This is a genomic window from Guyparkeria sp. (assembly GCF_041687595.1).
Classification (GTDB): Bacteria; Pseudomonadota; Gammaproteobacteria; order Halothiobacillales; family Halothiobacillaceae; genus Guyparkeria.
The window spans coordinates 41,391-64,924 of sequence record NZ_JAWLBP010000004.1 but is presented as its reverse complement, the minus strand read 5'-3'; the positions used below and the strand labels follow the sequence as shown (position 1 = coordinate 64,924).

The 23,534-nt window shown below is 65.5% G+C and carries 19 protein-coding genes, 1 tRNA gene and 1 pseudogene; 12 read left to right on the top strand and 9 right to left on the bottom strand.

Going from position 1 to position 23,534, the window contains the following annotated elements; all coding sequences use genetic code 11:
• Positions 1–2 precede the first annotated feature (2 nt).
• A complete protein-coding gene (locus tag ACESL5_RS01630; RefSeq protein ID WP_372591032.1) occupies positions 3–299 on the top strand; it encodes an integration host factor subunit beta in 297 nt (98 codons plus the stop codon).
• Between the two features lie 3 nt (positions 300–302).
• Positions 303–1,004: an orotidine-5'-phosphate decarboxylase gene (gene pyrF / locus ACESL5_RS01625; protein WP_372591031.1), complete on the top strand. Its 702-nt coding sequence runs from the start codon at positions 303–305 to the stop codon at positions 1,002–1,004.
• 63 nt (positions 1,005–1,067) lie between these two features.
• Here pyrF and mltF read toward each other — a convergent pair whose 3' ends face one another.
• From mltF to dapF, 8 genes are all read right to left on the bottom strand, one after another.
• The gene (gene mltF / locus ACESL5_RS01620; protein ID WP_372591030.1) at positions 1,068–2,540 is read right to left on the bottom strand and encodes a membrane-bound lytic murein transglycosylase MltF; all 1,473 of its coding nucleotides are present in this window, start codon (positions 2,538–2,540) and stop codon (positions 1,068–1,070) included.
• Entirely contained in the window at positions 2,537–3,280 is a 744-nt protein-coding gene (ubiE, locus tag ACESL5_RS01615) for a bifunctional demethylmenaquinone methyltransferase/2-methoxy-6-polyprenyl-1,4-benzoquinol methylase UbiE (protein ID WP_372591029.1), read from the bottom strand. The genes mltF and ubiE overlap by 4 nt, the downstream gene beginning before the upstream one ends.
• Before the next feature lie 52 nt (positions 3,281–3,332).
• Positions 3,333–3,782 (bottom strand): gamma-butyrobetaine hydroxylase-like domain-containing protein, encoded by a 450-nt coding sequence (locus ACESL5_RS01610; protein WP_372591028.1) that lies wholly within the window; start codon positions 3,780–3,782, stop codon positions 3,333–3,335.
• A gap of 12 nt (positions 3,783–3,794) precedes the next feature.
• Entirely contained in the window at positions 3,795–5,129 is a 1,335-nt protein-coding gene (gene hslU / locus ACESL5_RS01605; protein ID WP_372591043.1) for an ATP-dependent protease ATPase subunit HslU, read from the bottom strand.
• A complete protein-coding gene (gene hslV / locus ACESL5_RS01600; RefSeq protein ID WP_372591027.1) occupies positions 5,126–5,674 on the bottom strand; it encodes an ATP-dependent protease subunit HslV in 549 nt (182 codons plus the stop codon). The genes hslU and hslV overlap by 4 nt, the downstream gene beginning before the upstream one ends.
• 122 nt (positions 5,675–5,796) lie before the next feature.
• Positions 5,797–6,774: a tyrosine recombinase XerC gene (locus ACESL5_RS01595; protein WP_372591026.1), complete on the bottom strand. Its 978-nt coding sequence runs from the start codon at positions 6,772–6,774 to the stop codon at positions 5,797–5,799.
• A gap of 17 nt (positions 6,775–6,791) precedes the next feature.
• Positions 6,792–7,478 (bottom strand): DUF484 family protein, encoded by a 687-nt coding sequence (locus ACESL5_RS01590; RefSeq protein WP_372591025.1) that lies wholly within the window; start codon positions 7,476–7,478, stop codon positions 6,792–6,794.
• A 121-nt stretch (positions 7,479–7,599) separates the two neighbouring features.
• Positions 7,600–8,472: a diaminopimelate epimerase gene (dapF, locus tag ACESL5_RS01585; RefSeq protein ID WP_372591024.1), complete on the bottom strand. Its 873-nt coding sequence runs from the start codon at positions 8,470–8,472 to the stop codon at positions 7,600–7,602.
• Between the two features lie 268 nt (positions 8,473–8,740).
• On the opposite strand from dapF, the gene typA reads away from it, so the two are divergent.
• The 10 genes and pseudogenes from typA (at position 8,741) to ACESL5_RS01535 (ending at position 22,542) form a co-directional block, all read left to right on the top strand.
• Positions 8,741–10,570 (top strand): translational GTPase TypA, encoded by a 1,830-nt coding sequence (gene typA, locus ACESL5_RS01580; RefSeq protein WP_372591023.1) that lies wholly within the window; start codon positions 8,741–8,743, stop codon positions 10,568–10,570.
• Between the two features lie 57 nt (positions 10,571–10,627).
• The gene (gene ffh, locus ACESL5_RS01575; RefSeq protein WP_372591022.1) at positions 10,628–11,983 is read left to right on the top strand and encodes a signal recognition particle protein; all 1,356 of its coding nucleotides are present in this window, start codon (positions 10,628–10,630) and stop codon (positions 11,981–11,983) included.
• Between the two features lie 109 nt (positions 11,984–12,092).
• Positions 12,093–12,177 (top strand) — tRNA-Leu (locus ACESL5_RS01570).
• 80 nt (positions 12,178–12,257) lie between these two features.
• Positions 12,258–13,547, top strand: coding sequence for a trigger factor (gene tig / locus ACESL5_RS01565; RefSeq protein ID WP_372591021.1), 1,290 nt, complete (start codon positions 12,258–12,260; stop codon positions 13,545–13,547).
• 85 nt (positions 13,548–13,632) lie between these two features.
• Positions 13,633–14,280, top strand: coding sequence for an ATP-dependent Clp endopeptidase proteolytic subunit ClpP (gene clpP, locus ACESL5_RS01560; protein ID WP_372591020.1), 648 nt, complete (start codon positions 13,633–13,635; stop codon positions 14,278–14,280).
• Between the two features lie 105 nt (positions 14,281–14,385).
• The gene (gene clpX / locus ACESL5_RS01555) at positions 14,386–15,705 is read left to right on the top strand and encodes an ATP-dependent Clp protease ATP-binding subunit ClpX (RefSeq protein WP_372591019.1); all 1,320 of its coding nucleotides are present in this window, start codon (positions 14,386–14,388) and stop codon (positions 15,703–15,705) included.
• A gap of 206 nt (positions 15,706–15,911) precedes the next feature.
• Positions 15,912–18,260 (top strand): annotated as a pseudogene (gene lon / locus ACESL5_RS01550) (endopeptidase La); the annotation flags it as partial.
• Positions 18,261–18,685: 425 nt separating this feature from the next.
• On the top strand, positions 18,686–18,958 hold the full coding sequence (locus ACESL5_RS01545) for an HU family DNA-binding protein (protein WP_372591018.1): 273 nt from the start codon (positions 18,686–18,688) through the stop codon (positions 18,956–18,958).
• 304 nt (positions 18,959–19,262) lie between these two features.
• Positions 19,263–21,191 carry a SurA N-terminal domain-containing protein gene (locus ACESL5_RS01540; protein ID WP_372591017.1) on the top strand — a complete coding sequence of 643 codons (1,929 nt, stop codon included), beginning with the start codon at positions 19,263–19,265 and terminating at the stop codon, positions 21,189–21,191.
• Between the two features lie 49 nt (positions 21,192–21,240).
• A complete protein-coding gene (locus ACESL5_RS01535) occupies positions 21,241–22,542 on the top strand; it encodes a dicarboxylate/amino acid:cation symporter (RefSeq protein ID WP_372591016.1) in 1,302 nt (433 codons plus the stop codon).
• 85 nt (positions 22,543–22,627) lie between these two features.
• On the opposite strand, the gene ACESL5_RS01530 is transcribed toward ACESL5_RS01535, so the two are convergent.
• The gene (locus ACESL5_RS01530) at positions 22,628–23,317 is read right to left on the bottom strand and encodes a DUF4395 domain-containing protein (RefSeq protein ID WP_372591015.1); all 690 of its coding nucleotides are present in this window, start codon (positions 23,315–23,317) and stop codon (positions 22,628–22,630) included.
• Positions 23,318–23,534 lie beyond the last annotated feature (217 nt).

The following is a 23,534-nucleotide window of genomic DNA, read 5'->3' as shown; positions in this document are numbered from 1 at the left end:
CGATGACGAAGTCGGAACTGATCGAACGGCTGGCCGATCGCCAGCAGTACCTGCCGATGCGTGACATCGAGACCTCGGTGCGCCTCATGCTCGACGAGATGATGGATGCCCTGAGTGCCGGTGAGCGGATCGAGATCCGCGGCTTCGGCAGCTTTTCGCTGAACTATCGTCGCCCCCGTCTCGGACGAAATCCCAAGACCGGGGAGACGGTCTCTCTGGGTGCGAAGTACGTTCCACACTTCAAGCCCGGCAAGGAACTGCGTGAACGCGTCAACGCCGCCGTGAAGAGCGAGGCCTGACCCGTGGGGCTCCACCGAGCGCAGCCGCGCATATACGTGGCTCTGGACTCGGCCAAGCCGCAACGGGTCCGGGAACTGATTGGCGAGCTCGACCCGGCGCTCTGCGGCATCAAGATCGGTAAGGAGGCCTTCACGGCCCTTGGGCCGGCGGCCGTGGAATGGGCGCGGGAGCGGGGGTTTCCCGTCTTCCTGGACCTCAAGTTCCACGACATTCCGAATACCGTGCGGCAGGCCTGCCGCACGGCGGCCGATCTGGGCGTCTCGCTGGTGAACGTGCACGCCAGCGGGGGGCGGCGGATGCTGGAAGCAGCGCGCGAGGCGATCGAGCCGGGCCCGGACGCGCCGGGTCTGATCGCCGTGACTGTGCTCACGTCGATGGAAGACGCGGACCTGGCCGAGGTCGGAGTGACCGACGGGACGGCTACCCAGGTCGAAAGACTGGCGGGACTCGTGGTCGGAGCGGGCCTCGACGGCGTCGTGTGCTCTGCCCACGAGGCGGGTGCCATGAGCCGGCGATTTTCCGAGGACGGCCTGATCGTGACCCCCGGCGTGCGACCGGCCGGAAGTGCCCGGGATGACCAACGGCGGGTGATGACGCCCGCCGAGGCTCAGGCGGCCGGGGCGACCAGTCTCGTGATTGGTCGACCGATCACCGGGGCGGAGTCCCCGGGACAGGCCCTGGCGGAGATCGTCGCCTCGCTCTGAGGTCAATCGGCACGGCGAGAGGACAGGACCCGGTCGAACGAGAGTCGGCCGGGTCTTTTTCGTTCAGTTGCCGTTGCCCCTTAGCAGGGCGTCGCGGGTCGAGACCCAGATCATCAGGTCATGGAAGGCCCGGATGTTCTCGACGTAGTTGACCGTCTCGCGGCCACGCGCGTAGCCGTATCGCATGTCGCGGTAGATGGCGGGATCCGAGAGCTGGGGCAGGCGCTCGCGGACGTCGTTCCAGTGCTCGGGTGAGCCGCCCTGGGCGCGGGTGAGTTGCAGGGCGTCGCTCAGGTGGCCGATGCCGACGTTGTAGGCGGCCAGTGCCAGATAGGTGCGGTCGGGTTCCGTGGCGGACTCCGGCACCTGTTGGCGCAACTGGGCGATGTATTTCGCGCCGCTCATGATGTTGGAGACGGGGTCGCTCGGGTCGCTGAGACCAAGGCCGCGGGCCGTGGGCAGGGTGATCTGCATCAGGCCGTAGGCCCCCTGGTGTGAGACGGCGTCGGGTTGCCACTTGGATTCCTGGTAGCCGACGGCAGCCAGCAGGCGCCAGTCGATCCGGTATCTTTCCCCGGCCTGGCGGAAGGTCTTCAGGTAGGGGGTGGCCTTGTCGTGCAGGTCGCTGAGAAAGCGGCGCGAGAGGGATTCGTCGAGCCGCTCGAATTGAGCGTAGTGCCGATCGACCAGCGCCTTGAGTTGAAGATCGCTTCGGGTATCACCGAAGAACTGTTGCGCGACGCGGAACAGCGAGTCGTCCGCCTGGCGCGAAAAGGCCCAGGCCAGAGAGACCGGCGGGCCGACCGTCGGACCGATCGCCACGTCGTCGGAGAGCTTGTGGGTCAGCAGGGCGATGTGCGACAGGGTCACCGCGTATTCGATCTCCCCCGTCCGAATCCCCTGAAGGATGGCGAGCTTGTCCGATTCCTCGCGGATGTCGATGTTCAAGCGCCGGTCACGCTGCCGCTCGCGTTCGAGCCAGTGAAGGGTGGCCGATCCGGCAGGCAGAGCCACCGTCTTGCCCGACAGGTCGGCGAGCGTTTCGGGTGCCACCTGGTCGGTGGCGTGGAGGAGCTTGCGGCTGACAGTGAGATACGGCGGACCGTAGCGGAAGTGCTGTTGTCGTTCGGGGTCGATCTGGAGGCCGGCGGCGGCGAGGTCGGCACGATTCTCCTCGAGCGCCTCGTAGGCAGCGTCGATGGTAGCAACCACGACGAATTCCACATCGACCCCGAGCCGATCGGCGAATCGATGGCTCAGGTCGTATTCCAGTCCCTGCGGACGATAGCTGTCAGGGATGTAGAGCGACGGTTCGATCAGGGTGGCCACGCGCAGCACGCCGCGCCGGACGACCTGCTCGAGCTGCGGGGTGCGCTTGAACGAGTCGGACACGTCGATGGCCTGGAGGCGGGTCGGGCGCTCCCCGGGCGCCCAGAGGGTCGCCCACCAGACGAGTGGCGCGACGAACAGCGCACCCACCCCGATCAGCGGGATCAGCCAGCGGCCGATCCCGCGGTTCCGGACCGCTTCGGTCAAAACCGGAAGCCTACGTGGATGGCGACGACGCCGAAGGTGAGGTTGTGCACGTCGACGTGATCGAACCCGTTGTCGAGCATCATCTGCTCGAGGGTTTCCTGATCGGGATGCATGCGGATCGACTCGGCCAGATAGCGGTAGCTGTCGGCGTCATTGGCCAGCAGCTTGCCCATCACCGGAAGGGCGGAGAAGGAGTAGGCGTCGTACAGGCGGCCCACCACGGGGTTGGTCGGCTTGGAGAACTCCAGCACGACCACCCGGCCGCCGGGCTTGATGACGCGGGCCATCTCGGCGAGAGCCCGGGCCTTGTCGGTGACGTTGCGCAGGCCGAAGCCGATTGTCACGCAGTCGAAGCGGTCGCTCTCGAAGGGCAGCGCCTCGGCGTTGGCCAGGCTGTATTCGACGTTGTTGAAGATGCCCTGCTCGTCGAGCTTCTCCCGTCCGATCGAAAGCATGCTCGCGTTGATGTCCGAGAGCACCACCAGGCCGGTATCGCCGACCATGCGTGCCATGCGGGCGGCGAGATCGCCCGTGCCGGAGGCCAGGTCGAGTGCCTGTCCCCCACGCTTGAGGCCGGTGTACTCCAGGGCGACCCGCTTCCACAGACGGTGGATGCCGAAGGACATCGCGTCGTTCATCAGGTCGTAGCGACCCGCCACGGAGTCGAAGACCGATCCCACCAGCCGGGACTTCTCCTCGCGGGGGACTTCCCGGTAGCCGAAATGCGTCTTCTCGCTCATGGATCTTCTCTCGTCGGGTTCTCGATGGGGCAGGGCGCGGGGGCCCGGTGATTCACTCGGAACGGCCGTCGTTTCCGTTACGTCCGGAGGCCGATAATACATCGTAGGCCGGGGTCCCGCCCGCCTCGGGCGCTCGTTCCGGGTCCCGGTCGATACCCGCGGCGGCCAGCCGGTCGAGATAGTACCGCCAGTTGACATCCTGCCGCTCGCCGAGTTCGCGCAGCAGGCCCCAGTCGTACAGGCCGCTGTCATGGCCATCGTCGAAGACCAGCTTGACCGCGTAGCGTCCCACGGGCTGGACATCGGTGATCCGCACCCGCTCCTTGCCCAGCACCAGCATCATCTCGCCACCGCCGTGTCCGCGGACTTCGGCGGAGGGACTGAAGACGCGCAGGTATTCGGCCGGCAGGTCGTAGGCGGCGCCGTCGGGGAATGCCACGGACAGGGTATGTCTGTCCCTGGCGAGGCGGATCTTGCTGGGAGCGGGGCTCGATGCGTTCATGACGTTCTCCGGCTAGAGGATGTAGCGGCTCAGATCCTCGTCGCGGGCCAGTTCGCCCAGGCGTTCTTCGACGAAGTCGGCATCCAGCGTCAGCCTGCCGGGCCGGTTGTCCGCCTCGAAGCTCAGTTCCTCGAGCAGGTGCTCCATGACCGTCTGCAGGCGGCGGGCGCCGATGTTCTCGGTGCGGTGGTTCACCTCGAAGGCAATTTCCGCGATGCGGCGGATGGCGTCGTCGGTGAACTCTATCTCCAGACCCTCGGCGGCCAGCAGTGCCTTGTGCTGGCGTGTCAGGGCAGCGTCCGGCTCGGTCAGGATGCGCACGAAGTCGTCGCTGGAGAGTGCCTCGAGCTCCACGCGGATCGGCAGTCGGCCCTGCAGTTCGGGGATGAGGTCAGAGGGGTTTGCGACGTGGAAGGCGCCCGAGGCGATGAAGAGGATGTGATCGGTGCGGACCATCCCGATCTTGGTGCTGACCGTCGACCCTTCGATCAGCGGCAACAGGTCGCGCTGGACGCCCTCGCGGGAGACTTCGCCGCCGCCATGCTCGGCGCGCTTGGCCACCTTGTCGATCTCGTCGATGAAGACGATGCCGTTCTGTTCGACGCGTTCGGCCGCCTCGGAGCGGATTTCCTCCTCGTTGACGAGATTGGCGGCCTCTTCGTCGGTGAGCGCGGCCATGGCCTCGCTGATGGTCATGCGGCGGTTCTGGGTCTTGTCCTGCCCCATGTTCTGGAAGACCGAGCGCAGCTGGCTGGCCATCTCCTCCATGCCCGGCGGGGTCATCACGTCGATGCCGGCCGGTGCCTGGCGCAGCTCGATTTCTACCTCGCGGTCGTCGAGCTCGCCGCGGCGCAGTTTCTCGCGAAACTTCTCGCGCGTGTTGCGGTAGGCTTCGTCACCGTGACTGTCGGCGCTTGACCAGGTGTCGCGCGGCGCCGGGAGCAGCGCGTCGAGTACGCGATCCTCGGCCGCAACCTTGGCCCGGTCGCGAACCTGCACCATGGCCTCCTGACGGACCATCTTCATGGCGTACTCGGCCAGGTCGCGAATCATCGACTCCACGTCGCGGCCGACATAGCCCACCTCGGTGAACTTCGTCGCCTCGATCTTGAGGAACGGCGCGTTGGCAAGCTTCGCCAGCCGGCGGGCGATCTCGGTCTTGCCCACGCCGGTCGGGCCGATCATCAGGATGTTCTTGGGCGTGATCTCGCTCTTGAGCGGTTCCTCGACCTGCTGGCGGCGCCAGCGATTGCGCAGGGCGATGGCCACGGCCTTCTTGGCGGCTTGCTGGCCTACGATGTGCTTGTCGAGTTCGGAGACGGTCTGTGCAGGTGTGAGGTTCATCAGTCGAGCTCTTCGATGGTCAGCTGGTGATTGGTGTAGATGCAGATGTCGCCGGCGATGTGCAGCGCTGTCTCCACGGTCTCGCGCGCCGGGAGTTCGGAGTGGCGCATCAGGGCGGTGGCGGCCGACTGGGCATAGGCGCCGCCCGAGCCGATGGCGATCAGCGAGTCTTCGGGCTCGATGACGTCGCCGTTGCCGCTGATCGTCAGCATGGCGTTGCGATCCGCGACCACGAGCATCGCCTCGAGGCGGCGCATCATGCGGTCGGTCCGCCAGTCCTTGGCCAGCTCCACGGCCGATCGCAGCAGGTTGCCGCTGTACTTCTCGAGGTTGGCCTCGAAGCGTTCGAACAGGGTGAAGGCATCGGCCGTTGCGCCGGCAAACCCGGCTAGCACCTTGCCGTCATAGAGCGTGCGTACCTTTCGGGCATTGCCCTTGACCACCGTGTGGCCGAGCGTGACCTGGCCGTCGCCGCCGATGACCGTCTGTCCGTTCTTGCGCAAGCAGAGAATGGTGGTGCCGTAGAGCGTCTCTTCCTGGTGGGCCATGGGAACCCCTTGTCTGGTTGGTTGAGGCCGGGCCGGGGACGCGATGCCGCCGTTTCGGCACCCCTGTAACGACCCCCGCGCGCGTGCAAGAACTGCCTACCTTGGAGGCTCCCGGAGGAAATTCAAGTCTGCTCGGAGCCCTCGGGGTCGCCATCGGCAGGCTGGCGCTCGGCACGCGGATGCGCCTTCTCGTAGACCGACATCAGGTGCTGGAAATCCAGGTGAGTGTAGATCTGCGTGGTCGAGAGGCTCTCGTGCCCGAGCATTTCCTGAACGGCCCGCAGGTCGCCGGAACTCTCCAGTACGTGCGTGGCGAAGGCGTGGCGCAACTGGTGTGGATGGAGCGGCTCGCTGAGGCCGTTTCGACGACTGAGTCGTTCCAGGCGGCGTTGCACGGTTCGTGTCGTCAGGCGACGGCCGTGGTGGCTGATGAACACGGCCGGCTCCTCCGGACGGGCCCAGCGGGCACGCAGGGGAAGCCAGGCGTCGAGTGCCTCGGCAGCCTTGTGGCCCACCGGCACGATGCGGGTCTTGCCGCGCTTGCCGGTCACCCGGACCTGCCCGTTGGCCCGGTCCACGGCATCCAGGTCCAGCGAGACTACCTCGCTCAGGCGCAGGCCGCTGCCGTAGAGCCATTCGAACAGGCAGCGGTCACGTACCTGCCGGGCCTGGTCGTCCTCGCCGGCAGGCGCGGACATGTCGGTCGGGCTCTCGCCGTCGAGCAGGCGGGATACGGTTTCCACGTCCGGGGCCTGCGGCAGACGTCGCGGAGCTCGCGGGGGCTTGAGGAGCAGCCCGTCGGCGGGGCAGGGCACGGCGCGCCGTTGCCAGGCCCGGAGCAGCCACTTGATGGCGCTGACGTGTCGACCGATGGAGCGGGGCGACATGCCGGTACGCGCCAAATGAGCAAGAAACCCCCGTAGCACCCGGTCGTCGACCCGACGCGGTTCGTGAACGCCGGTCTCGACGAGGTGGGCGGCCAGGCGCTCCCAGGTGGCCAGGTAGGCGTTCTTCGTCAGCTTGACGAGCCGGTGGTCCTCGTCAAGCTGTTGGCGGGCATCAGCGAGGGCCTCGTCCAGTCGGGTGCTCGCCGTTGTCATGGCCGCGGTCGGACGGGCTAGGCCTCGGGCGCCGGCAGGAAGGCGGCGGCGAGTTCGCCGATCTGGTCGAGAAAGTGCGTGCCCTGAGCGGGGTTGAAGCCATCCGGGGCATGGCGACCGAGGGCGACGACGTGGGTGATGCGATCCGAGCCGCCGGCGCTTACCGCGATCAGGGCGGCCGAGCCGGTTTGTGCGAGGGCCTGCCCGAACAACTCGTCGCGCACGGCATCGGCGATACGGCCGCAGTGGGGTACGGGGTTGTCCAGCCAGCCGGCCAGTTGCTTTGCGCTCGCCTGGCCGAGGTCGCCGAGGCGAACCACGCGGCTGGCATCCACCTCGAAGGTTTCCCCGATCAGCCGTTCCAGCGTCTCGCGGCTGCGGTCGCCGGTGGCCAGCAGCACCTGACAGAAGTCGTGCAGCAGGCGATCGGCCACGGCGTTCTCCTCGGCAACCTGATGAAGCCGGTCGAGGGCCTGACGATGACGGTTGGCCTGGCTCCGCCAACGTCGCAGTTGCCAGTGGTGAAGGGAGGCCGCCGGTGCCGGCGGGCCAGGGAGCTCGAGGCGATCCAGCAGTTCCGGACGCTCGAGGAGCAGGCCGGGGTGCCGTTCGAGGTAATCGATGACGTCCTCCTCGGTGAGTCCCTCATTGCCCGACGGCTCGGCATCCCTGTCGGCGAGTTCGAAAGCCACGTTGTCGCTCATGCATCATCCCTTGTGTCGGTTTTCGTGGGCATGCCCCTACTTTTGGGGGCAGCCTCTGCTCACCTTACTCCGGCCTTCGGGGTGCGGCAATGCCGCTCGGCCCGTGGTCGACCACCCGGCCTTAAAGCGGCACGCTGCCGTCGTAGACGAACTCGGCTGGCCCCGTCATGTAGAGCGGCTGGTCGTCGTCACCGGACCACTCGATCGAGAGTTCGCCGCCACGCAACTCGACCCGGCATGGTGACCGAAGGCGCCCGGCATGGATCCCGGTCGCCACGGCGGCGCAGGCACCCGTGCCGCAGGCCAGCGTTTCGCCCGTGCCGCGCTCGAAGACCCTCAGACGGATGTGATTCGGGCCCAGTTGCTGGACGAATCCGGCGTTGACCCGGCGGGGAAACGCCGGGTGGGACTCGATCGCCGCCCCGACCTCCACCACCGGGAAGCGGTCGAGGTCGTCGACCTGAATGACGGCATGCGGGTTGCCCATGGAAACCACGTCTGCGCGAACCTGACCGATCCCTCCGGGCCGGCCGCTGAGCATCAGCGAGTAGGGTGGGGCCGTTTCGGTGATCGGCGGCTTGAACGGAATGGTCTCGGGCTCGAAGCGGGGGCGTCCCATGTCGACGCGGACCCGCCCGTCGTCGGTGAGGCTGAGCACGATGGGCCCGCCGGCGGTCTCGACCCGGATGTCCTTCCGCTCCGTCAGGCCGCGTTCGGCCACAAAGCGGGCGAAGCAGCGTGCGCCATTACCGCACTGCTCCACCTCGCCGCCGTCGGCATTGAAGATGCGGTAGCGGAAATCCATGCCGCGGCCGCGCGCCGGCTCGACCAGTAGTAGCTGATCGAAGCCGATGCCGAAATGTCGGTCGGACCAGCGGCGGATGCGCTCCGCGGTGAGTAGGCGATCAGGGTCGACATCATGGCTGATCGCGTCGATCACCATGAAGTCGTTGCCCAGTCCCTGCATCTTCGTGAATGCCAGCCGATCGGACATTGCGCTCCCCGTGTCTCATGCCTGTCGATACTCATTAAAGTCTATCATTCGCCATCAAAGATCGTTCGGTCGGACGATCTGGCGGATGTGCTCGCTGTGGAGATTGTCGTCACGCTCCTCCATCTTCCACGGCAGGATGGCCGGCGAGGATGCGCCATGCCGGGCAGGCAGCGAGGGCAGCGGGAAGGATTTGGTGAATCCGCCTCGGTATCGGGCCGGTTTATGGTTATACTGCGCGCCCTTATTTCAACCCCTTGGACCGCATTTCGTGATCGCCAATCTCCGTAATATCGCCATTATCGCCCACGTCGACCATGGCAAGACCACGCTGGTCGACCGTCTCCTGCAGCAATCCGGCACCCTCGACGCCCGCGCCGACCACGGCGAGCGGGTCATGGACTCCAACCAGATCGAGAAGGAACGGGGCATCACGATCCTGGCCAAGAACACGGCGATCAAGTGGCAGTCTCCCAAGGGCGAGGACTGGCGCATCAACATCGTCGACACCCCGGGACACGCCGACTTCGGCGGCGAGGTCGAGCGGGTCATGTCGATGGTCGACTCGGTGCTGCTGCTGGTCGACGCGGTCGACGGCCCGATGCCGCAGACCCGCTTCGTCACCCAGAAGGCCTTCGAGCACGGTCTCAAGCCCATCGTGGTGATCAACAAGATCGACCGCCCGGGCGCGCGCCCGGACTGGGTCATCAACGAGGTCTTCGACCTGTTCGACCGCCTGGGCGCAAGCGACGACCAGCTCGACTTTCCGATCGTCTACGCCTCGGCGCTGAATGGCTACGCCAGCCTCGACGAGAATGTCCGCGAGGGCGACATGACCCCGCTGTTCGAGGCGATCGCCGAGCGCGTCCCGGCCCCGGACGTCGACCCGGATGGCCCGTTCCAGATGCAGGTATCGAGCCTCGACTACAACTCCTACGTGGGCGTGATCGGCGTGGGCCGGATCAAGCGCGGCCGGGTCAAGACCAACACGCCGGTGAAGGTCGTCGGCCGCGAGGGCGAGGTGCGCAACGGCCGCGTCCTGCAGATCATGGGTTTCCACGGTCTCGACCGCGTCGAGGTCGACTCGGCCCAGGCCGGTGACATCATTGCCTTCTCCGGCGTCGACCCGCTGTACATTTCCGACACGCTCTGCGATCCGGAAAACGTCGAGGCGCTGCCGGCTCTGACCGTCGACGAGCCGACCGTCTCCATGACCTTCCAGGTCAACACCTCGCCGTTCGCCGGCCGCGAGGGCAAGTTCCTCACCAGCCGCCAGATCCGCGAGCGCCTCGACCGTGAGCTGGTGCACAACGTCGCCCTGCGCGTCGAGCAGCTCGACGATCCGGACAAGTTCCGCGTCTCCGGCCGTGGCGAGCTGCACCTGTCGGTGCTGATCGAGAACATGCGCCGCGAGGGCTACGAGCTGGGTGTCTCCCGTCCCGAGGTCATCGTCCGCGAGGTCGACGGCGAGAAGCAGGAGCCGTACGAGCAACTGGTCGTCGACATCGAGGAGCAGCACCAGGGTGCGGTCATGGAGAAGCTCGGCCTGCGCCGCGGCGAGATGCGCAACATGGAGCCGGACGGCCAGGGCCGCGTGCGCCTGGAGTTCATCATCCCGTCGCGCGGCCTGATCGGCTTCCGCACCGAGTTCCTCACCGCCACCCAGGGCACCGGCCTGATGTTCTCGGTATTCGACCACTACGGTCCGTACCAGCCGGGCATGGTCGGTCAGCGCATCAACGGCGTGCTGATCGCCTCGGATACCGGCAAGGCGCTGGCCTACGCCCTGTACAACCTGCAGGATCGTGGTCGCCTGATGATCGGTCACGGCGAAGAGGTCTACGAAGGCGAAGTGGTGGGTATCCATGCCCGCGATAACGACCTGACCGTCAACGTGCTCAAGGGCAAGAAGCTGACCAACGTCCGTGCCGCCGGTACCGACGAGGCACTGACGCTGACGCCGCCGATTCGCTACACGCTTGAGCAGGCGCTGGAGTTCATCGATGATGACGAGCTGGTCGAGGTCACGCCCGAATCGGTCCGGATCCGCAAGAAGCACTTGACCGAGAACGAGCGCAAGCGCGCCTCCCGCAGCGCTTGAAGCGCGCCCCGGTCGCCCCCAAGGTCCCGGATCGACACGGGCAGGAGTGGATGACGCATGTTTGACAATCTCTCCAAACGCCTCGGTGGACTGCTCGATGGCCTGAAGGGCCAGGGCCGCCTGACCGAGGACAACATCAAGGACGCCCTGCGCGAGGTGCGCATGGCACTGCTGGAGGCCGATGTGGCCCTGCCGGTGGTGCGCGAGTTCATCAAGGATGTGCGCGAGCGCGCTGTGGGCGCCGAGGTGGCCAAGAGCCTCCAGCCGGGCCAGGTGTTCGTCAAGATCGTCAACGACGAGTTGACGCGCCTGATGGGTTCGGAAAACGCCGAGCTCGACCTGGCCGCGCGCCCGCCGGCGGTGATCCTGATGGCCGGCCTGCAGGGCGCGGGCAAGACGACCACGGCAGGCAAGCTCGGCCGCTGGCTGAAAAAGAACCAGAAGAAAAAGGTGCTGGTCGTCTCCGCGGACGTCTATCGCCCGGCGGCGATCGATCAGCTCGAGACGGTGGCCAAGCAGGTCGGCGTCGACTTCTTCCCGTCCTCGAGTGAACAGGATCCGGTCGAGATCGCGAAGGCCGCCCGCAAGGAGGCCGAGCTCAAGTTCTACGACGTGCTGATCGTCGATACCGCCGGTCGCCTGCACGTCGACGAGGAGATGATGGGCGAGGTCGCCCGCATCCACGGCGCGGTCGACCCGGTCGAGACGCTGTTCGTCGTCGACTCGATGACCGGCCAGGACGCGGCCAACACGGCGCAGGCCTTCCACGAGCAGTTGCCGCTGACCGGCGTGATCCTGACCAAGGCCGACGGTGACGCGCGGGGCGGGGCGGCTCTGTCGGTGCGGCAGGTCACCGGCAAGCCGATCAAGTTCCTCGGCGTGGGCGAGAAGCTCGACGCGCTCGAGCCGTTCCACCCCGACCGGATCGCCTCGCGCATCCTCGGGATGGGTGACGTCGTCTCGCTGGTGGAGCAGGCGCAGGAAACCGTCGATGCCGACAAGGCCAAAGCGCTGGCCGACAAGGTGCGCTCCGGCAAGGGGTTCACGCTCGAGGACATGCGCGACCAGTTCAACCAGATGCTCAAGATGGGCGGCATGGGCGGCCTGATGGACAAGTTGCCCGGCATGGGCAAGCTCGGTGCCGATGCGCAGAAGCACATCGACGACAAGGACATCAAGCGCATGATCGCCATCATCGACTCGATGACGCCCGGTGAGCGCCAGCGCCCCGACATCATCAAGGGCTCGCGCAAGCGCCGGATCGCGAACGGTTCGGGCATGCAGGTGCAGGACGTCAACCGCCTGCTCAAGCAGTACCGCGACATGCGCGACATGATGAAGAAGCTGTCCGGCGGCGGCATGAAGAAGATGATGCGCGCCATGAAGGGGCGCATGCCTGGCCTGCCGTTCTGACGGCCCTATGTCCCGGCCGGACGAAGCCTCGTCACGGCGCGGGATTTCCCGCCAGCTTTGGGCGCGGGTACGCCTCCGGTATACTGGCGCGCTTTGATTGGTAGCCCCGGCGAGAGTGGCGGAATTGGTAGACGCACTGGATTTAGGTTCCAGCGCCTTACGGCGTGAGAGTTCGAGTCTCTCCTCTCGCACCAGATTCCCGTGATTTGTCCGGCCGCGGACGGCGGCCGGACCGGAACATTCAGACATTCGTTTCTTTTGAGGTATGACATCCATGCAGGTTGAATTGCAGCCGGCCGAGGGCCTGACCCGTCGCCTGGAAATCGAGGTTCCCGCCAACGAGATCGACGAGCAGGTCGAAAAAAGGCTCAAGGACATGCGCGGTCGCGTGCGCATCGACGGGTTCCGCCCGGGCAAGGCGCCGCTGTCGGTTATCCGGATGCAGTACGCCGGTCGGGTGCGTGACGACGTGGTCAGCGAGGTCATGGGCCAGAGCTTCCAGAAGGCCGTCGAGGAAAAGGAACTGCGCGTGGCCGGCCAGCCGAGCATCGAGTCCGTCGAGGGCGCGGCCGGCGAGGCGCTGAAGTTCGTTGCTGCCGTCGAGGTCTACCCGGAAATCGAGCTGGGCGACCTGTCCAAACTCAAGATCGAGACGCTGACCAGCGAAGTCACCGACGAGGATGTCGACGAGATGATCGACACCCTGCGCAAGCAGAACGCGGGCTGGAAGAAGGTTCGCCACAAGGCGCGCAAGGGCGAGAAGGTCACCATCAACTTCGTCGGCAAGATCGACGGCGAGGTCTTCGAGGGCGGTTCTGCCGAGGATGTCGAGGTGATTCTGGGTGAAGGCCAGATGCTGCCGGACTTCGAGAAGGGGCTGAAGGGCATCAAGCCGGGCGAGCCGGTCACCATCGAGGTGAACTTCCCCGAGGACTACCAGGCCGAGCACCTGGCCGGCAAGACCGCCGAGTTCGAGATCGAGGCGACCAAGGTCGAGGAGCAGGATCTGCCCGAGGTCGACGACGAGTTCGCCAAGAAGTTCGGCGCCGAGTCGGCCGAGAAGCTCCGCGAGGACGTCCGCGAGAACATGGAACGCGAGTTGAAGCAGACCATGCGTCGTCGCAACAAGGACCGCACCATCGAGGCCCTGACCGACTCGCTCGAGTTCGACGTGCCGTCGTCGTTGATCGACGACGAGGCCGTGAACATGCGTGACCAGTTCGTCCGCAACCAGATGCCGCAGGCGGATGCCAGCCAGCTCGACCCGTCGCTGTTCCGCGAGCAGGCCGAGAAGCGTGTCCGCATGGGCCTGGTGATCATGGAAGTGGTCAAGGACGCCGATCTCAAGCCGGACGACGCCCGCGTCGACGAGTTCATCAACGAGATTGCCGCGGCCTACGACGAGCCGGAGCAAGTGGTGGCACACTACAAGGGCGACCACCAGATGATGAGCAATGCCCGTACCGTCGTTCTTGAAGAACAGGCGGTCGAGCATATTCTCGACAAGGCCAAGGTCAGCGAGAAGACGGTTCCGTTCAAGGAACTGATGAATCCGCAGGGCTGATTGCCCCGCGGCTCGCGCCCCGGCATCGAGATACCCTACTGACCTAGGCCGCCCACGGGCGGCCTGAACCGTGTTGAGGTGATGAATGAAAGAGGCGTTTGATCGCTTGAGTGGCGGACAGCCGGAAATGAATGCCCTCGTGCCGATGGTCGTCGAGCAGAGCTCCCGGGGCGAGCGGGCCTACGACATCTATTCGCGCCTCCTCAAGGAGCGCGTGATCTTCGTCATCGGGCCCATCGAGGATCACATGGCGAACCTGATCGTCGCCCAGCTCCTGTTCCTGGAGTCGGAGAACCCGGACAAGGATATCCATCTCTACATCAATTCCCCGGGGGGCGTCGTGACCGCCGGCATGGCGATCTATGACACCATGCAGTTCATCAAGCCGGACGTCTCGACGCTGTGCATCGGCCAGGCGGCCAGCATGGGATCGTTCCTGCTCGCTGGCGGGGCGGAGGGCAAGCGCTACGCGCTTCCGAACTCGCGGGTCATGATCCACCAGCCCCTGGGCGGCTTTCAGGGTCAGGCCTCCGACATCAAGATCCACGCCGAGGAGATCATCAAGTTGCGTGAGCGGCTCAACACGATCCTGGCCCACCACACCGGCCGTAGCCTCGAGGAGTTGGAGCGTGACACCGATCGCGACAACTTCATGACGGCGCTTGAAGCTTGTGACTACAATCTGGTGGACAAGGTGCTGACCAGCCGCAAGGAAGCGGGTCAAGCCGTTTGAGGCCCCCGCCGACCGGGCGCTTCCGGCACCCGTGCCGCCATTCAGCCGGCCAGTTGCCCCGCGTGACGGTGCAGGCCCGACCCAAGAGGTTCGACGAGAACAGCAATGGCTGACAAGACGAAAGACACGCAGGATCTGATCTGCTCGTTCTGCGGCAAGAGCCAGGACGAGGTGAAGAAACTCATCGCCGGTCCGAACATCTTCATCTGCGACGAGTGCGTCGAGTTGTGTAATGACATCCTGCGTGAGGAAGTGGAGGCCGAGGGTGAAGGCGGTCCGACCCGCTTGCCGACACCGCACGAGCTCGTGGCGGCCCTCGACGAGTATGTCATCGGCCAGATGCAGGCCAAGCGCGCGCTGGCCGTGGCCGTCTATAACCACTACAAGCGGCTGAACCTGTTCGGCGAGCGCCGTCGGGGTGAGGAGGATGGCGACGTCGAGCTGTCGAAGTCGAACATCCTGTTGATCGGCCCGACCGGGTCCGGCAAGACCTTGCTGGCGCAGACACTTGCCCGCGTGCTGGACGTGCCCTTCACCATCGCCGACGCGACCACGCTCACGGAGGCGGGTTACGTGGGCGAGGACGTCGAGAACATCCTGCAGAAACTGCTGCAGCGCTGCGACTACGACGTCGAGAAGGCCCAGCACGGCATCATCTACATCGACGAGATCGACAAGATCACCCGCAAGTCGGAGAACCCGTCGATCACCCGCGATGTCTCCGGCGAGGGCGTTCAGCAGGCGCTCCTGAAGATGATCGAGGGCACCACCGCATCGGTGCCGCCGCAAGGCGGACGCAAGCACCCGCAGCAGGAGTTCGTCCAGATCGATACCAGCAACATGCTGTTCATCTGTGGCGGGGCGTTCGCGGGGCTTGAGCAGATCATTCGCCAGCGCGTCGAGAAGGGCGGTATCGGCTTCTCGGCCGAGGTGAAGTCCGAGCTTGACCAGCAGGCCACGGACCAGCTCATGGCGCAGATCGAGTCCGAGGATCTGACCCGCTTCGGCCTGATCCCGGAGTTCATCGGCCGCCTGCCGGTGATCGCCACGCTCACCGAGCTCGACGAGGACGCGCTGATCCGCATCCTGACCGAGCCGAAGAACGCGCTGACCAAGCAGTACGAGCGCCTGTTCGAGATGGAGGACGTCGAGCTGGAGTTCCGCGAGGATGCGCTGCGCGAGATCTCCAAGAAGGCCATACGGCGGCGCACCGGCGCGCGCGGCCTGCGGACCATCATGGAGCACATCCTGCTCGATACCATGTACGAGGTGCCGTCGCTGGAAAACGTCGAGAAGGTGGTCGTCGACGGTGCAGTGGTCCGAGGCGAGTCGGATCCCTACCTTGTCTACCAGAGCGACCGGCAGCAGGGCGGGGGCGAGAGCGCCTCTTCCGCCGCGCGTGACAAGGCGTCGTCGGATCGCTGATTTTCCGGCAGCGATCCATCGATGATCCGATCCTCGAGCACCCCGCCCAGCGGGGTGTTTTCGTGTCCGGCCGCCGTGCCGAGGCACTGAAAATGCCGGGTTGAAAAGCTATTCTCCGGTCATACGTCTAAAGCAAGTCGATTCCCGTTCCGACGCGGGTCTTTCCCGAATACACCGCCCTCAGGGCGTCACAGGTATACCGAAACATGACTGACTTCGAACATTCTTCCGAAAACGTCCCGGCGACACCGCGACAGGTCGACGTGCTGCCTCTGCGTGATGTCGTGGTGTACCCGCACATGGTCATCCCGCTGTTCGTCGGGCGACCCAAGTCGGTCGCGGCCCTGGACGAGGCGGTCAAGGGCAGCAAGCAGTTGCTTCTGGTCGCCCAGAAGGATGCGGAAAAGGACGATCCGGGCGTCGAGGACCTGCACGGCGTGGGCACGCTGGCCTCGATCCTGCAGTTGCACAAGCTTCCGGACGGCACCATCAAGGTGCTCGTCGAGGGGATCGAGCGGGTGGAGCTTTCTTCCGTCCAGGAGCACGACGGGCACCTGACCGCCGCGGTGCAGTCTATCGCGGCACCGGCCGGTGCCGACGAGCGCGAGATCGAGCTCGAGGCCCGTGCTCTGCTCAACCAGTTCGAGAGCTACGTGAAGCTCAACAAGAAGACGCCACCGGAGGTGCTGACTTCGCTGTCCGGCATCGACGACGTCTCGCGCCTGGCCGACACCATCGCTGCCCACATGGCGCTTGGCATCGACGAGAAGCAATCGATCCTCGAGATGATCGACCTGCGCGAGCGCATCGAGCGGCTGATGATGCTGATCGAGTCCGAGATCGACACGCTGCAGGTCGAGCGGCGCATCCGTGGCCGCGTCAAGCAGCAGATGGAAAAGAGCCAGCGCGAGTACTACCTCAACGAGCAGATGAAGGCCATCCAGAAGGAGCTCGGCGAGCTCGAGGACGGTGGCAACGAGCTCGACGAGCTGGAGGACAAGATCGAGAAGGCGGGCATGACCAAGGAGGCTCGCGATAAGGCCAGGTCCGAGCTCAACAAGCTCAAGATGATGTCGCCGATGTCCGCCGAGGCGTCCGTGGTCCGCAGTTATCTCGACTGGATGGTGGCCGTGCCGTGGAAGAAGCGCACGCGCATCAAGCACGATCTCGAGGCCGCCGAGGCAGTGCTCGAGGCCGATCACTTCGGCCTGGAGAAGGTCAAGGAGCGGATCATCGAGTATCTCGCGGTCCAGACGCGCGTGCGCAAGATGGCCGGCCCGATCCTCTGCCTGGTTGGGCCCCCGGGCGTGGGCAAGACCTCGCTGGGCCAGTCGATCGCCAAGGCCACCAACCGCAAGTTCGGCCGCATCGCCCTGGGGGGCGTGCGTGACGATGCCGAGATCCGCGGCCATCGGCGTACCTACGTCGGCGCGTTGCCGGGTCGCATCGTCCAGGCACTGACCAAGGTCGGCACCAGGAACCCGCTGATCCTGCTCGACGAGATCGACAAGATGGCCTCCGACTTCCGTGGCGACCCGGCGGCCGCCATGCTCGAGGTGCTCGATCCCGAGCAGAACAAGGCCTTCGCCGACCACTACATGGACGTCGACATCGACCTCTCCGAGGTGATGTTCGTCTGCACGGCGAACAGCTACAACATTCCCGGACCGCTGCTCGACCGGATGGAGACCATCCGCATCGCCGGCTACACCGAGGACGAGAAGACCGAGATCGCCAAGCGCTACCTGCTGCCCAAGCAGGTCAAGGCCAACGGTCTGAAGGAGGGCGAGCTCAAGGTCAGCGACAACGCCATCCGCGACATCATTCGTCACTACACCCGCGAGGCGGGCGTGCGCAATCTCGAGCGCGAGCTGGCGAAGATCTGCCGCAAGGTGGTCCGCGAACTGATCACCGCCAGGGACAAGAAGGGGGTTTCGGTCACGCCGAAGAACCTCGACAAGTACCTCGGCGTGCAGCGTTTCGACTTCGGTCGCGCGGAGGAGACCGACCAGGTGGGCCAGGTCACCGGGCTTGCGTGGACCGAGGTGGGTGGCGATCTGCTGACCATCGAAGCGACCACGGTGCCGGGCAAGGGCAACCTCAAGTACACCGGCAAGCTCGGCGAGGTCATGCAGGAGTCCATCCAGGCCGCGTTGACGGTCGTGCGCGCCCGTGCCGACACACTGGGCATCGATCCGGACTTCAACCAGAAGAGCGACATCCACGTGCACGTGCCGGAAGGCGCGACACCGAAGGATGGCCCGTCGGCAGGCAGCGCGATGTGCACCGCGATCGTTTCGGCGCTGACCGGGATTCCGGTCAAGGCGGCTGTCGGCATGACCGGCGAGATCACCCTGCGCGGCGAGGTGCTGCCCATCGGCGGACTCAAGGAGAAGCTGCTGGCGGCCCAGCGCGGCGGCCTCGAGACGGTGCTGATCCCCGAGCAGAACCGCAAGGATCTGGTCGAGATTCCCGAGCAGATCAAGAAGAAGCTCGACATCCGGCCGGTACGCTGGATCGACCAGGTGCTGGAGGCAGCGCTGACACGGATGCCGATGCCGAACGAGACCACGCCAGCCGGCGACGTCGGCCTGATCGAGAAGAAAAAGCGCGGGGGCAAGGGCAAGAGCATGGCCCATTAACCTCGTGTGAGGGGCTGCGGTGCTGCCTTGGCACCGCCTCTCGACTCGGACGCCCCAGCGGTTTCGCCGGGGCGTTTTTTGTCTGGATCGGGAAGGGCAGCGGGCCGGGGGACGAGCTTGTCCTTCATGCCAAATGGGGACACTCGTCCGGACAAGCGTTGTAATCGCGCCACCAAGCCCTTTCCGGCGGGCCACTTGCGTGTTGACAGCCCAAAGGTCGCACTTGTATAACTGATGACGCTGTTTCCGTGCGGTGGCCAGCCGCGCCGCGTAGTGATTTTGACGCGCGTTGGGCCGGAACCCGAGCAGACACTTTTTTCACCAAGGGATGACAAGGTATGAATAAATCTGAACTGATCGATGCGATGGCCGCTAATGCTGATATTTCCAAGTCGGCGGCCGCGAGTGCCCTGGACGGTTTCATCGACGCCGTTGGTGGCGCGCTGAAGAAGGGCGATCAGGTCACGCTGGTCGGCTTCGGCACCTTCCTCGTTCGCGAGCGCGAGGCCCGTACCGGTCGCAACCCGCGTACCGGCGAGACGATCAACATCAAGGCTTCCAAGCTGCCGTCGTTCAAGGCAGGCAAGGGCCTGAAAGACGCGGTCAACTGATCCGACGGTCAGGTTTACTCGGGTGCGCACCGGCACGGAACCGGTCGGCGCACTCACGGAAAAGGGGCGGCAACGCCCCTTTCTTTTTGTCTGCCTGCCCCGCGTGCCCGGCATTCCGACGTGGTTTCACCGATGGCAGCTACGCGAGATGTCGGCCGACTAACGGGATGGCGATGGGTGAGGCCGCCAAGCCCTGCTATCATGCCGGGCGTTCAGGGTCATGGGCACGCCCATGGCCGTGCCGACCAGGGGACACGGCTGGTCCCGGATCGAAAGACAGACCCGCACGGGGAGTGAAGAAGACATGTTGATGGATATCCGCGAGAAGATTCGCGGCTGGCTCGCTTATGTGATCGTTGGTTTGATCAGCATCCCGTTCATGCTTTGGGGTGTCGGTGAATACATGGGCGGGGGAAGCGATCCCACGGTTGCCGAGGTCGATGGCGAGGAGATCACTGCGCGTGAGCTCGACCGGGCCTTTGCCGAACGCCGCGCACAGTTGATTGCCGAAAGTGACGAGCAACTGACCGCGGAGATGTTCGAGGAGATGGGGCTCAAGCGCCAGGTGCTCGACGAGATCATCAACGAGCGGCTGCTGGTCAGCTTCATTCGGGAGCAGGGATACGTCGTGCCCGACGACCGCGTGGCCGCGGTGATTCGGGGCATTTCGGCGTTTCATGCCGATGGCGGGTTCGATCGGGAAACCTACGAGCGTCGTCTGGCCCAGCAGGGTATGAGCGTGGAGCAGTTCGAGAACGACGTTCGTCGCGACCAGCTGTTCAACACGCTCGACCGGGCCCTGATCGGCAGCGCGTTCGTCACCGACCCCGAGGTGCGTCAACTGGTCGCCCTGCGCGACCAGTCGCGGGAGGTCGGCCTGATCCGGATCGACCGCGAGCAGGTGGCCGAGTCGCTTCCCGAGCCCGACGAGGCCGATTTGCGTGCCTACCACGAGGAGCACGCCGAGACGTTCGAACGTCCAGAGCAGGTGCGACTCGCCTACATCGAGATCACCCCCGAGCGTCTCGCCGCCTCGCAGGATATTTCGGAGGCGGCTCTCGCGAGCGCCTACGAGGACTACAAGGCTCGCCAGGAAGGGGAAGAGGCCAAGCGGGTCCGGCACATCCTGATTCAGTTGCCCGACGATGCGGATGCCGCCGATGTCGATGCGGCCCGCGAGAGCCTTGAGCAGGCGCGTGCGACCATCGTCTCGGGCGAAGCGAGTTTCGCCGAGAAGGCCGCCGAGCTCTCCGACGACACCAGCTCCCGTGACGAAGGCGGTGACCTGGGTCGCGTCCGGGAAGGTGACATTGCCGAATCCTTCGACCAGGCGCTGGCGTCTCTCGGGGAGGGCGAGATCAGCGAGCCGGTGCGCACACGCTTCGGCTGGCACCTGATCGAGGTCTACGACGTCGAGGAGGCGGCCGTGCCGCCGCTGGAGGAGGTCCGGGGCGAGTTGCTCGAGGATCTGCGCCAGGATGCCGCGGAGCGCGCCTACTACGATGCGGCCGAGGAACTGGCGAGCGTGAGCTACGAACAGCCCGACAGCCTCGTGCCGGCATCGGAGGCCATCGGCCTGCCGATCGAGCAGAGCGGCTGGGTCAGTCGTGATTCGGGTGATGGCATCGGCCAGCATGCGGGCGTGCGCGACGCGGCCTTCGACGAGGGCGTGCTCGAGGAGCGTTTCAACAGCCAGTTGATCGAGATCGGATCCAGTCATGGGGTCGTCGTGCGAGTCGAGGACTACCGCGAGGCCCAACCGCTGCCGTTCGAGGAAGTCGAGGCGCAGGTGCGTGAGCAGTGGGAGCGTGACGCGATCGACGAGGCGATGGGCGAGATGGCCGAATCGATGCGTGCGGCGCTCGATGACGGCAGCGACCCCTCGCAGGTCGTGGCGGACGAGCCGGCGGCCGACTGGGTCGAGGCGGGCTGGTACCAGCGTGGGGAGTCGGACGAGCAGATGCCCGTCGAGGCCTTGCAGGCTGCCTTCGGCATGACGCCGCCGGCGTCCGATGCGGTGGCCAGCGCGGTTACCACCCTGCGCAACGGTGATCGCGTCGTGCTGCGGCTCTCGGGTGTCCGGGCAGGCGAGCCGACAGAGCTCGACGCCGAGGCCCGCCAGTTGATGGCCAGGCAGCTCGAGGCCAACCAGTCCGATCGACTGATCGCCACCTTCATGCGCTCGCTGCGCGCTGAGGCGGATGTGAACATTCGCGAGCGGGCGATCGACTAGAGACGACATGCGCCGCCCGTGAGGCGGGCGGTCGCCGGGGAGTAGCGGCATGGCCTTGCACTGGCAGATTCTGGGCGCGCTGCTGGCGGCATTTCTCGTCGGCAGCGTCTTCGGCACCGAGGCGGCCGGCATCCCGCTCGGCAGCATCTATGCCTTCGTGGGCGGGCTCTTTCTCGATGCGCTGAAGATGCTGATCGTGCCGCTGATCACCGCATCGATCATCACGGGCGTGGCCAGCATGGGCAGTGCCGGCGGGGTCGGGATGATGGCCGGTCGGACCGTCATCTACTACGTATTCTCGACCACCATGGCGGTGACCACCGCGTTGCTGGTGATGAACCTGTACCAGCCGGGCATTTCGGGTGGGCAGCCCCTGTCGCAGACCGTCGAACTGCCGCCGATCGGCGAGGAGGTCAGCGGGCGGCTCGAGGGACAGGAGCTCAGCGGGTTCTTCAACATCCTGCGCGAGATGGTGCCGGCGAACATCGTCGAGGCCGGGGCCAATGCCCAGATGCTCGGCCTGATCTTCTTCTCGGTCCTGTTCGGCATCGCCCTGACCCGCGTGACCTCGCCCGGCCGGCAGGTGGTCAAGGACTTCTGGGCCGGCGTGCAGGACGTCATGATCCAGATCACCCACTGGGTGATGCGGGTCGCGCCCATCGGGGTGTTCGCCCTGGTGGCCGGCGTGATCGCCGAGAGCGGCCTGTCGGTGCTCCTGCCCATGCTGGACTTCTTCCTGGCGGTGGTGCTGGGGCTGGCCATCCACGCCCTGGTGGTGTTGCCCCTGGTGCTATGGCTGGTGGCCCGGCGTTCGCCGATCCTGTTCATGCGCGCCATCTGGCCCGCCCTGCTGGTGGCCTTCTCCACCAGCTCGTCGGCCGGCACCCTGCCGGTCACTCTCAACGCGCTGACCCAGCGGGCCGGGGTGTCCCGGGAGACTGCCTCGTTCGTCCTGCCACTGGGCGCGACGATCAACATGGACGGCACCGCGCTGTACGAATGCGCCGCCGTGCTGTTCATCGCCCAGGCCTACGGCGTGGACCTCTCGCTGTCGATGCAGGTGCTGATCGTCGTGCTCGCGCTGGTGACCTCCATCGGGGTGGCCGCTGTGCCCTCGGCGAGCCTGGTGGCGATTGCCCTGATCCTGGGCGTGCTTGGGCTGCCGCTGGAGGCGATGGGGCTGCTGCTGGTGGTGGACCGTGTACTCGACATGGTCCGGACGTCGGTGAACGTCTATAGCGATGCCACCGGTGCGGTGGTGGTTGCCCGCCTGCGGGGCGAGGATCGAGTCCTGACCGACACGCGCTTCGAGGAGGGCGAGGAAGGGGCGACGTCCGCCGAGCGGGGCTGACCGGCTCGCGACGACGTCCGCGTATCAACCAAAAGAAAGCCCGCCGGGGTCGGCGGGCTTTTTCGTGTCGGCTGACGGCGCGATCTCAGTACGAGAGGCTGTCGAGGTCGATGGTGTCGAAGTTGGAGTCGTCCACTTCGACGTTGTCCTGGATGTTCCAGAGGTTGTACTCGGGAATGGACCACAGCAGGGCAAAGAATGCCACGACGAGAATCACCTGCCACCACTTGACGCGCTGGATGGGCTCGAGCTGCTTGATCCGGCAGGCGCCACCCGGGCAGAGCTGTGCCTTCTGGCCGGTGAGCAGGTTGTAGGCCGCGCAGCCCAGGCAGATGCCGAAGGCCGACTCGAAGGCCAGGAACAGCAGGCAGGCGGAACAGCCGACCAGGTTCATCAGGCCCGTGTTCGCCTCGACGAACACCACCCAGATCATGATGGCGGCGATGAGCAGCCCGATCGACCAGGCCACCCGCTTCTGCGGGGCGCCGACGTACTCGACTTCCTGGTTGCGCGTGATCAGCCGGCCCAGGATCATGAACGGCGCGTACTGCGGGTTGACGAGCACTCGGATACCGAACTCGAGCGAGAAGGCGATGATCAGCAGGCGCTCCCACATGAAGTTTCCGGTGAGGTAGGCCTGGGCGAAGGCGAAGCCGGCGAACAGGGCAAGCAAGCCGGCGGCCGCGCGGGCCTCTCGCTCGTTGATCACCCGAACGGGGTAACCCTCGATTTCCTCGCCGAAATGGAAGACGCTTTTCAGGCTGGCAGTCGTCATCAATCTCCTCCAGTAAATGCTGTTTTTCTGATATTCCCTTTGTTCATTATGTTGGACCCGAAAGATGTCGCCAGCCAATCAAACTTTTTGGCTGCTACCCAGTGGTTGTTTATAAAAATACTGGGTTAATCGGGGGGCGCCGCCGCCCGGAACCCGGATTCAGCCGGTCGGATGGCACGAAAAAAAGGGCGCCCTCGGGCGCCCCTTTTCGTGGTCC